We start from the raw sequence: 9,260 nt of genomic DNA, 5'->3' as shown, positions 1-9,260 counted from the left end.
ATAGTCTACCCGACCTCACCCCGCCAGCAGCGCATCGTCGTCCCCGGCGGGCAAGGCCAGGCGGTCGAGGCCGTGGGCGAGGAACCGGCGGCACGCCGCCGCGGGCCTCGGATCACCCGCGGAGAGTCCCCAGTCGGCCGAACGCACGAGGAGGGCCGCGGCCATCGTGCGTGCCAGGGTGAAGGCGATGCCGCGCGCCGATGCTTCGAGCGCTGCCCGGTCGGCCGAGACCTCGCCGAGCAGGGCCTCGGTGGCATCGAGTGACGCGACGATGGCGTGCCGTTCGGGGGCGTCCGTCGGAACGAGCGTGTCCACCGCCTGGCGCAGCGGTTCGACGCCGGTGGCGCCGAGCGCGCGCAGCATGTCGAGGGAAAGCACGTTGGTGGTCCCTTCCCATATCGCGTAGACCTGCGCGTCGCGCAACAACTGGGGCAGGCCGGTATCTTCGATGTAGCCCGCGCCCCCGAAGCATTCGAGCGCTTCGGAGGTGATCCGGATCGACACTTTCGCCGTCCACAGCTTGGCCAGCGGCGTGAGCAGGCGAAGCAAGGCCGTGTCGTGCGGAGCGGCCTCGCCTTGTTCGACGCGACCCAGCAGGCCGGCCACGTGGAAGGTGAGCGAAAAAGCCGCTTCGAATTCGGCCTGCATGTCCGCGAGCGTACGCAGATGCAACGGCTGGTCGGCGAGCCTGGCGCCGAACGCGCTGCGTCGCGTAGCGTAATCGCGTGCGAGCGCGATGGCGCGGGCCATGCTGGCGACGGCACACACGGCGTTCCATGTGCGCGTGATGTTGAGCATGGGAGCCACCTGGCGCACGCCATGGGCGAGTTCGCCCAGCGGGGTGGCGGGCAGGCCGTCGAGGTGGATTTCCGCGGTGGGCAACTCGTGCGTGCCGAGCTTCTTCTTCAGGCGATCGATGGTCACGCCCTGCCAGCGCCCCTGCGCGTCCTTGGTTTCGACGTAGAACAGCGCGAGCGCCGAGGTGCCCGGCCCGGCGTCTTCCGGGCGCGCAAGGGCGAGGGCCACCTCGCCGACCACGGCGGAGCTGAACCACTTGCGGCCGTGCAGGCGCCACTGTCCATCGTCGTCGCGACGGGCCACGGTTTCGGTGCGCCCCACGTCGGACCCGCCGGGCGTTTCGGTCATCCACTGGCCGGAAAGCCAGAAGGTGGATGCGTCGCGGCTGAGGAAGCGGGGCAGGGCGCGTTCCATCAGTGCGGCGTTGCCGGAAGCGCGTATCGCCGTGGCCGCGCCGTCGGTCATCGCCAAGGGACAGCAGTAGAACTCGCTGGCGACGTGATAGAGATAGACCCGGGCGAACTGTTCGATGCGGGCATGGGGCGACGCGTCGTGGCCAGCGGCGAGCACGGCGTGGCGCGTGGTGACGTGGGGGCCGTCGTCCCAGGCGGGCGTCAGGGCGATGCGATCGACGCGGGCGCCCCAGGCGTCCCATTGGGTGAGGATCGGCTCCGTACGAGGCGTGCGCTGGCGGCGTTCCCAGGCGTCGACGGCGTAGTCGCCGAGGGCGGCGAGGTCGGGCGTGGCGGCGGCGAGGCGCTCCCGCGGCAGCACGTTCGACAGCCATGCGCCGAGCACCCGGTCGGTATGGAACGGATGTGCCAGTCGCGGCGAATCCTGCAGGAAGCCCATGTGCGTCCTCTCGGTTCCGGTGGTCGCTACTAGGGTGCGCCTATCGATCGCTTCGGGTCGAGACGCTGCGCAGCATTCGCTTCAGCGCTTTCGCGACAACCTCATGCATCGCCGCAGGCCTGTGCCCACGGCGACGCGTTGGATTATCGCCTCGTGCTCCCCGGCGTTTTCCGAACGCTGGCCCCCAGCGCCCCGATCAACAGCAGCGTACAAAGGATTTCCAGCCACGCCAGCCACCGATCCCCGGTGGAGCTCCACGCCTCCGATACCCCGTGGCAAAAGTAGAACAACGAAAGAATTCCCACCCACAGCAACGCGCGATTGATCCGCGGCAGCGAGAGCAGCGGCAGCAGGAGCGGCGGCACGGTGAGCGCGAAGGCCACCCAGCGCGGGATCGACACGGGCGCATAGAGCGAATACCAGAGCGCCTGCACGGCCAGCAGACCGACCCAGGCGGCCAGGCCGGTCTTCTGCATCGGTGTCATGCGGGGGTGCCCAGCCGTCGCGCCACGTCGGCCAGCCGCTTGCCGAGCGCGCGGGCCAGTTCGCGCTCGTGATCGGTGATGGCCTGGTCGCCGCGATGGCCGGCGACGTGGCTGGCGCCATACGGCGTGCCGCCGCTGACGGTGCTGCTGAGGGCGGGCTCCGTGAACGGAATGCCGACCAGCAGCATGCCGTGGTGGAGCAGCGGCAAGGCCATCGACAGCAGAGTGGATTCCTGGCCGCCGTGCATCGTGCTGGTGGAGGTGAACAGCGCGGCGGGCTTGCCCGCCAGCGCACCCGAGGCCCATTCCGCGCCCGTGGTGTCGAGGAAGTGCTTCAGCGGCGCGGCCATGTTGCCGAAGCGGGTGGGACTGCCCATGGCGAGGGCCACGCACTCGACGAGGTCGTCGCGGGTGACGTAGGGCGCGCCTTCCTCCGGTTCCGGCGGCATGGCCGTTTCGGTGACCGGCGCCACGGGGGGCACCTGGCGCAGCCGGGCGCGCATGCCGGGCACCTCTTCGACGCCGCGGGCGACGAGGCGGGCGAGCTGGGCCGTGTGGCCGTTGCGGCTGTAGTAGAGTACGAGAACGTCGTGGGACATGGATGGCCGCCGTTTGCGAATGGCGCCAAGTCTCGCAGAACACGCCCCCTGTTCCCAATCGGTCGGGAAAAAAGAAGGATGCCATGCCGCTGCGCTTCGATCGCGACCGCGCCCTGAGTTTCACCCGTTTCACCTGGCAGCGCTTCGTCGACGACAAGTGCTTCGAGACCGCCGGCGCGCTCTCCTACACCACGCTGGTCTCGCTGGTGCCGTTGACGGTGGCCGTGTTCGCCATCCTCTCGGCCTTTCCCGTGTTCGCCGAGTGGCGCGGCAGCCTCGCCGATTACGCCTTCCAGAACTTCGTGCCCGCCACGGGGGCGAAGATCCAGGAATACATGCTCGCCTTCGCCGACAAGGCCAGCCAGCTCACGGGCATTTCCGTGCTGGTGATGCTGTTCAGCGCCGTGTCGATGATGATCAGCATCGAGGATCGCCTCAACCGCATCTGGCGCGTGCGCCAGTCACGCGGCTGGACATCGCGGCTTCTGCTGTATTGGGCCGCGCTTACCCTGGGCCCGATCCTCGTCGTCGGCGGCCTGGTGCTGTCGTCCTATCTCACGGCCATGCCCATGCTCCAGCAGGCGGCCGACCAGCTGGCGACGGGTTCCGGCCTGCTCAACGTGCTGCCTTTCGTGATCACCTTCGTCACGCTGATGCTGATGTACACGATGGTGCCCAACCGGCGCATATCGTGGCGGCACGCCGCCATCGGCGCCTTGCTCGGCGCGATCCTGTTCGAGATCGGCCGCTGGGGCTTCACCCAGTTCATCCGCCGCTCGCCCAATTACGAAGAAATCTACGGCGCGCTCGCGGCCATCCCCATCTTCCTGCTGTGGATCTACCTCTCCTGGATCATCGTGATCCTGGGTGCTTCCATCGCGGCGTCGATCTCCGCGTTCGACTACGTCAAACCGCACGAGGCCTTGCCCGAAGGGGCCGAGTTCATCGGCCTGCTCGTGGTGTTGCGCCACTTCGTCGACGCCCAGCGCACGGGCGAATGCGTGGAGCCGGCGGCGGTACGGCTGGGAGAACCCTATCTTCCGGCGAAGGACATCGCCACGTACTTCGAAGACCTCCAGAAGGCCGACATGATCCAGCGCGGCGAGACGGGCTGGCTGCTCAGCCGCAGCCTCGACGCCACCGAGCTGCTGCGGGTCTACCGTTGCACGCACTATCGCCTGCCGCTGCACCCGCGCGAACAGGTGGCGCGCCTGGGCATCGATCTGCCCGCCGACCTGCTCGAACAGATGGATCGCCTCGCCCAGGCCCTGGACGAGACGCTGGGTGCGCGACTGGATACACTTTTTCCTCCCCCCACCGTGCGTTCCCCCGCCGAGGACTCCCCCGCATGATTTCGCGCCTGATCGCCGCCGCGACGCTCGCTCTCGCCGCCCTTCCCGCCCTGGCTTCCGAGGCCATGCCCGAACTGAAAGTCACCACGCTGGACGGCAAGGCATTCGACCTCGCCGCCCAGCGCGGCAAATGGGTGATCGTGAACTACTGGGCCACCTGGTGCGTGCCCTGCATCAAGGAAATGCCCGACATCTCGAACTTCGTGAAGTCGCGCAAGGACGTCACCGCGATCGGCCTGGCCTTCGAGGACACCGACGTGGCCGACGTGAAGACCTTCCTCGAGGCGCACAAGGTCGTCTACCCGATCGCCCAGGTCGATCCCACCGAGCCGCCGAAGGATTTCGGCACGCCGAGGGGTCTCCCCACCTCCTTCCTCATCGCACCGGACGGTCACGTCGCCAAGCGCTTCGTCGGTGGCGTGGACGGCAAGAAGCTGGGCGACGCCATCGCCGCGGGGAAATGACATGAACGCGGCGCGCTTCATCGTCAGGGGCAAGGTGCAGGGCGTGTTTTTCCGTGCGTCAACGCGTGAGATGGCGGTGGCGCTGGGGATCACCGGGCACGCGCGCAACCTGATCGACGGCAGCGTGGAGGTGCTGGCCTATGGCGAGGCGAAAGCCCTCGACGAACTCGACGCGTGGCTGCACGACGGGCCGCCGTCGGCGACGGTCGAGGAATTGTTTCGCGAGGAGATCGGCGCGCATGATGCGCCTTCGGATTTTCTCGTGAAGTGAAATTCGCCGATATCATCGGCCCCCGCCCCGTTGGCAATAAGGTTTCTACCGAAGGGGTGGGAGTCGATCGTATCGGCGAATCACGCTGGCGACAGGCTCAGTCCTTCGGCCCGTTCGCATTCGCCGGGCGCGCCAGCAGCTTGACCGGCAGCGTGTCGCCGTCCGACAGCGTGAACGTCACGGTGACCGTGTCGCCCGCCTTCACCGGATGCTTCGGTCGCATCAGCATCACATGGTAACCGCCCGGCGTGAAGGCCACTTTCGCCTTCGGCGGCAACGGCACGCTGTCGACCATCTCCATGCGGCCCATGCCGCCTTCGGTGCTGCTGCGATGGATCATCGCGTCGGCGTAATCGCCGCTTTGCGCCGAGACGATCGACAGCGCGCGATCGGAGGTGTTCTCGAACGTCACGTATCCGCCCGCGGGCAGGCTGCCGGGCAATACGCGCAGCCATCCGTCGGCGGCTTTCACCGGCGCGGTGTCGGCGGCCTGGGCGGCGCCCGCCGCGAGAACGAGGGTGAGGGCGAAAGCAAGCGAGCGCGTCGTCACGAGCGGGGCTCCAGCGAAGTCAGCAGGGTGAGGTCGTGGACGATGTCGTCCTGTGAGGCCGAGGGCGTGGCGAGCAGACGGGCCTTGCCCTGCGCGTCGAAGATGTAGATCGCCGAGCTGTGGCTCACTTCGTAGTTGCCGTCGCCGCGATCCGGTTCGCGGCTGAACGCCGAGCGATAGCGCTTGGCGAGTTTTTCCAGCTCCGGATCGGTACCGCTCAGGCCGACCGCGCGCGGGTCGAAGGCATTGACGTAGTCGTGCATCACGTCGGGCGTGTCGCGCTTGGGATCCACGCTGACGAAGAGGATGCGCACGTTCTCCGCGGCGGGACCGAGCCTGCCGAGCACCACGTGCAATTGCGTGAGCGTGAGCGGGCACACGTCGGGGCAATGCGTATAGCCGAAGTAAAGCACCGCGACCTTGCCCTTGTAGTCGGCACCGGTCACGGCCTTGCCGTGGTCGTCGACGAGGTGGAAGTCGAGGTCGGGCAGGTGGCCCGACACGTCGTTGAGCCGCCACTCGGGCTGCGGTTCGCGCTGGCACCCGGCCACGCAGGCCACGGCGACGAAAGCGAGCAGGGCCAGCGTCACCCGGCGGAAAAGAGACGGCTTCATGCGACACTCCGCAAAATATCCTTTCGAAGCATACGCCGAACCACGGGAATCCTTTCCGATGCGACAACGTGTCCCGGGCGCCATCGCCTTCCTCGTCGCCGTCACCGGCGCCACGGCCGTGGCATTCGGCGCCTTCGGCGCCCACGCCCTGCGCACGCGCATCGGCGCGGATGCGCTGGCCGTGTGGCATACCGGCGTCGAGTACCATTTCTGGCATGCCCTCGCGCTGCTCGTGGCGGCAGTGGGCTTGCCCGAAGGCCGCTGGCGAAAGGCGGCGCTGGCGCTCTTTCCGCTGGGCATCCTGTTGTTCTCGGGTAGCCTCTACGCCCTGGCGCTGGGCGCGCCGCGCTGGACGGGCGCGATCACGCCGTTCGGCGGGCTCTGCTTCATTGCCGGATGGCTGGCGCTCGGTGGGGCGCTGATCCGAGGGCGCGGCGTGGGCTGATCAGCGTCCGGGGCCGGAACCGGCCGCGCCGACGAAGCTACCGCCGTCGCCGGAGGGCGGCGGCAGGTCGAAAATGGTCGAGGCGGGCACGGCCCGGTCGATCCGGATATGGCCCAGCGTGCTCATCGCGGCGAAAAAGCGCCATGGGTCGCCGTTGCCGGTGCCTAGCGCGATATGCGTCGAGTCGAAGCGACGCTGGGCGGAATCGAAGCTGATCCAGCGTCCGTCGACGAAAGCCTGCGACCACGCATGGGGGACGAAGACACGGGATGCGCCGCCCAGACGGTCGACGTAGACGACACCGGTGACGACACGTGCGGGAATCCCCAGCGAGCGGGCGAGGGCGGTAAGCAGCACGGCGTGTTCCGTGCAGTCGCCCGTCCGGCTGTCGAGGGTTTCCAGGGCCGACGCGTAGCCCACGTCGAGGCCCTTGCGATCGATGTAATCCGATAGCCAGGCGCGCAGGCGGCGCATGCGTTGCAGGTCGTTGCGCGCATCGCCGACCACCGAGCGCGCGAGTTCCACGACGCGCGGCGAATCCGATTGCACCCAGGGGCTCGGCGCAGTGTCGTCGCCGGATGGCACGCTTTCCTTGCCGCGGCGAGCGAAGCCCACGTCGACGACGAAGGTGCCGTCGCCGAGCGAGGTCACGTGCTGCTCGTCGGTGTCGACGAAGGGATGCGGGAAGCCCCCTTTGACGGTAATGGTGTAGCGCATCGGCGCCGCGCGGAAATTCGGCGTGAGCGGGCGTGGCGAATCGATCATGGCGGCGCGCAGCACGTCGACGTCCTGGTCGGGCGCTTTCGCGCAGGACTCGCTGCACGAGGCCATCTCCAGGCGAAAACCCAGGAGCGGAGAGATGCCGCGACGAACGTAACCCTGGTCGTTCACCCAGACGTCGACCGGATGCGCGCCCTCCACGTTGACCAGGGACTGGCGCAGGTGATGCAGCGTTTCGCGGCTCTGGTCCGGCATCTCGATGATTTCGTCGCCGATCACGTCGACCTGCACGTTGGCGACCTGCTGTTTCACCGAATCGAAGTTGCGCACCTGGTACGTGGTGCCGGGCTTGAATCCGTGCGCCAGGGTGGCAAGCCGCTGGCCTTCGACCAGCGACGCACCGCTGGGCCAGATCAGCAGGTTGACCTTCGACTGTCCGCCGACGGTGTTGGCCACCTGGAACGCGCCGTCGGGTCGCACGCGGCCTTCGACGAGGTTTTCCTTGGACGACATGTTGCTGCTGGCATAGAACGCCAGGGGCGCGCCTTCGGGGGATTCCACGGTCTTTACCGTGGTGCGCAGTTGCAGGGGCGTCTTGATGCGGGTCAGGCGCAAGTCGAGCGTCTGCGTCGTGGTCACGCCTTCGTCGCCGAGGTCGCGGTCGATCTGCAGGCTGCCGACCTTGCGTCCATCGAGCAGGACCGTCATCCAGCGGCGTTCGGCCGACGCGGGGGCGGCGACCAGGCACGACAGTACGGCGAGAACGACCAGGCAGCGTCTCATGGGCGTACGTCCGGGTTGGATGGGGACAACCGCATCACACCACGTTCATCGGCGGAGTCAAGTGCCTTCATGGCCGATACGGTCCGGCGATCGGCCGGACGCGGGCTACAATGTCGGCCTCTTCCCAGGACCCCTTCCATGCATACCTTCGGCACGCCGCACGCTTCCAACGCCCTCAAAGTGCTCCTGCTCGGCTCGGGCGAACTCGGCAAGGAGGTGGCGATCGAACTGCAGCGCTTCGCGGTCGAAGTGGTTGCCGTCGATCGCTACGCCAATGCACCCGCCATGCAGGTGGCGCACCGCAGCCACGTGATCGACATGCTCGACGGCGCCGCGCTGCGCGCGCTCATCGAGAAGGAAAAGCCCCATCTGGTGGTGCCGGAGATCGAGGCGATCCACACGCCCACGCTGGTGGAACTGGAGAAGCAGGGCCTGAAAGTGATCCCGACCGCGCGGGCCGCGTGGCTCACCATGGACCGGGAGGGCATCCGCCGTCTCGCCGCCGAGGAACTCGGCCTGCCGACATCGCCCTACCGCTTCTGCGACACGCGCGAGGCCTTTCTCGCCGCCGTCGCCGAACTGGGCACGCCCTGCGTCGTGAAGCCGGTGATGAGCTCCTCGGGCAAGGGCCAGAGCGTGGTGCGCCGCGTGGAAGACGCCGACGCCGCATGGGAATACGCGCAGTCGGGCGGTCGCGCCGGGCGGGGGCGCGTCATCGTCGAGGGTTTCATCGACTTCGATTACGAGATCACGCTGCTCACGGTGCGCCATCGCGACGGCGTGTCGTTCTGCGCTCCCATCGGCCATCGCCAGGAAGACGGCGATTACCGCGAGTCGTGGCAGCCGCAGCCGATGAGCGCGGCCGCACGCGCCTCCGCCGAACGCCAGGCCGACGTCATCACGGCCGCCCTGGGCGGCTGGGGCGTGTTCGGCGTGGAGTTCTTCGTGCGTGGCGACGAGGTCATCTTTTCCGAAGTGAGCCCGCGGCCGCACGATACCGGCCTGGTCACGCTGATTTCGCAGGATCTCTCGGAATTCGCGCTGCATGCGCGGGCGATCCTCGGGTTGCCGGTGCCGGAGATCCATGCGTTTGCCCCGGCGGCATCGTGCGCCGTGCTCGTGGAAGGCGAGGGCAGCGCGCCGACCTATCACGGCATCGCGGAGGCGCTTGCCGAAACCGGCACCATGCTTCGTATCTTCGGCAAGCCCGAGGTGCGCGGCCGCCGCCGCATGGCGGTGACGCTGGCGCGTGGAGCCACGGTGGACGAGGCCCTGGAGAAAGCCAAACGGGCGGCCAGCCGCATCCGCGTGGAACTCTGAGGATTTC

General features: G+C 68.0%; 11 protein-coding genes. 5 read left to right on the top strand and 6 right to left on the bottom strand.

The window, feature by feature from the left end:
* Window positions 1–15 precede the first annotated feature (15 nt).
* From L2Y94_RS16240 to wrbA, 3 genes are all read right to left on the bottom strand, one after another.
* Window positions 16–1,650, bottom strand: a complete 1,635-nt coding sequence (locus L2Y94_RS16240) for an acyl-CoA dehydrogenase family protein (RefSeq protein ID WP_247369143.1) — start codon at window positions 1,648–1,650, stop codon at window positions 16–18.
* 143 nt (window positions 1,651–1,793) lie between these two features.
* Window positions 1,794–2,135 (bottom strand): DUF2069 domain-containing protein, encoded by a 342-nt coding sequence (locus L2Y94_RS16235; RefSeq protein ID WP_247369140.1) that lies wholly within the window; start codon window positions 2,133–2,135, stop codon window positions 1,794–1,796.
* Window positions 2,132–2,734, bottom strand: a complete 603-nt coding sequence (gene wrbA, locus L2Y94_RS16230) for an NAD(P)H:quinone oxidoreductase (RefSeq protein ID WP_247369137.1) — start codon at window positions 2,732–2,734, stop codon at window positions 2,132–2,134. The genes L2Y94_RS16235 and wrbA overlap by 4 nt, the downstream gene beginning before the upstream one ends.
* 83 nt (window positions 2,735–2,817) lie before the next feature.
* Here wrbA and L2Y94_RS16225 point away from each other — a divergent pair, with 83 nt between their 5' ends.
* Genes L2Y94_RS16225 through L2Y94_RS16215 form a run of 3 tightly spaced genes read left to right on the top strand, consistent with a single transcriptional unit; the run spans window position 2,818 to window position 4,821 of the window.
* Window positions 2,818–4,086 (top strand): YihY family inner membrane protein, encoded by a 1,269-nt coding sequence (locus L2Y94_RS16225; protein WP_247369134.1) that lies wholly within the window; start codon window positions 2,818–2,820, stop codon window positions 4,084–4,086.
* Window positions 4,083–4,550: a TlpA family protein disulfide reductase gene (locus tag L2Y94_RS16220; RefSeq protein ID WP_247369131.1), complete on the top strand. Its 468-nt coding sequence runs from the start codon at window positions 4,083–4,085 to the stop codon at window positions 4,548–4,550. Before L2Y94_RS16225 ends, L2Y94_RS16220 begins: the two co-directional genes overlap by 4 nt.
* Before the next feature lies 1 nt (window position 4,551).
* Window positions 4,552–4,821, top strand: a complete 270-nt coding sequence (locus L2Y94_RS16215; RefSeq protein WP_247369129.1) for an acylphosphatase — start codon at window positions 4,552–4,554, stop codon at window positions 4,819–4,821.
* A gap of 97 nt (window positions 4,822–4,918) precedes the next feature.
* Here L2Y94_RS16215 and L2Y94_RS16210 read toward each other — a convergent pair whose 3' ends face one another.
* Both L2Y94_RS16210 and L2Y94_RS16205 read right to left on the bottom strand, forming a co-directional pair.
* A complete protein-coding gene (locus L2Y94_RS16210; RefSeq protein ID WP_247369126.1) occupies window positions 4,919–5,371 on the bottom strand; it encodes a copper chaperone PCu(A)C in 453 nt (150 codons plus the stop codon).
* The gene (locus L2Y94_RS16205; RefSeq protein WP_247369123.1) at window positions 5,368–5,985 is read right to left on the bottom strand and encodes an SCO family protein; all 618 of its coding nucleotides are present in this window, start codon (window positions 5,983–5,985) and stop codon (window positions 5,368–5,370) included. The genes L2Y94_RS16210 and L2Y94_RS16205 overlap by 4 nt, the downstream gene beginning before the upstream one ends.
* Window positions 5,986–6,043: 58 nt before the next feature.
* Between L2Y94_RS16205 and L2Y94_RS16200 the strand changes: the two genes are divergently transcribed.
* Entirely contained in the window at window positions 6,044–6,430 is a 387-nt protein-coding gene (locus L2Y94_RS16200; protein ID WP_247369120.1) for a DUF423 domain-containing protein, read from the top strand.
* Here L2Y94_RS16200 and L2Y94_RS16195 read toward each other — a convergent pair whose 3' ends face one another.
* Window positions 6,431–7,933, bottom strand: a complete 1,503-nt coding sequence (locus L2Y94_RS16195) for a transglutaminase-like domain-containing protein (protein ID WP_247369117.1) — start codon at window positions 7,931–7,933, stop codon at window positions 6,431–6,433. It abuts the gene before it with no gap.
* 138 nt (window positions 7,934–8,071) lie between these two features.
* On the opposite strand from L2Y94_RS16195, the gene purT reads away from it, so the two are divergent.
* The gene (gene purT, locus L2Y94_RS16190; RefSeq protein ID WP_247369114.1) at window positions 8,072–9,253 is read left to right on the top strand and encodes a formate-dependent phosphoribosylglycinamide formyltransferase; all 1,182 of its coding nucleotides are present in this window, start codon (window positions 8,072–8,074) and stop codon (window positions 9,251–9,253) included.
* Window positions 9,254–9,260 lie beyond the last annotated feature (7 nt).

The organism is Luteibacter aegosomatis, from assembly GCF_023078455.1.
In the GTDB taxonomy this organism is placed as follows: domain Bacteria; phylum Pseudomonadota; class Gammaproteobacteria; order Xanthomonadales; family Rhodanobacteraceae; genus Luteibacter; species Luteibacter aegosomatis.
This window is presented reverse-complemented; position numbering and strand designations above follow the sequence as displayed.

Bases quoted from the DNA above. Each gene is read 5' to 3' on its own strand.
- wrbA (WP_247369137.1), bottom strand. From the start codon at position 2,734: ATGTCCCACGACGTTCTCGTACTCTACTACAGCCGCAACGGCCACACG.
- L2Y94_RS16225 (WP_247369134.1), top strand. From the start codon at position 2,818: ATGCCGCTGCGCTTCGATCGCGACCGCGCCCTGAGTTTCACCCGTTTC.
- purT (WP_247369114.1), top strand. From the start codon at position 8,072: ATGCATACCTTCGGCACGCCGCACGCTTCCAACGCCCTCAAAGTGCTC.
- L2Y94_RS16205 (WP_247369123.1), bottom strand. From the start codon at position 5,985: ATGAAGCCGTCTCTTTTCCGCCGGGTGACGCTGGCCCTGCTCGCTTTC.
- L2Y94_RS16220 (WP_247369131.1), top strand. From the start codon at position 4,083: ATGATTTCGCGCCTGATCGCCGCCGCGACGCTCGCTCTCGCCGCCCTT.
- L2Y94_RS16195 (WP_247369117.1), bottom strand. From the start codon at position 7,933: ATGAGACGCTGCCTGGTCGTTCTCGCCGTACTGTCGTGCCTGGTCGCC.
- L2Y94_RS16235 (WP_247369140.1), bottom strand. From the start codon at position 2,135: ATGACACCGATGCAGAAGACCGGCCTGGCCGCCTGGGTCGGTCTGCTG.
- L2Y94_RS16240 (WP_247369143.1), bottom strand. From the start codon at position 1,650: ATGGGCTTCCTGCAGGATTCGCCGCGACTGGCACATCCGTTCCATACC.
- L2Y94_RS16215 (WP_247369129.1), top strand. From the start codon at position 4,552: ATGAACGCGGCGCGCTTCATCGTCAGGGGCAAGGTGCAGGGCGTGTTT.
- L2Y94_RS16200 (WP_247369120.1), top strand. From the start codon at position 6,044: ATGCGACAACGTGTCCCGGGCGCCATCGCCTTCCTCGTCGCCGTCACC.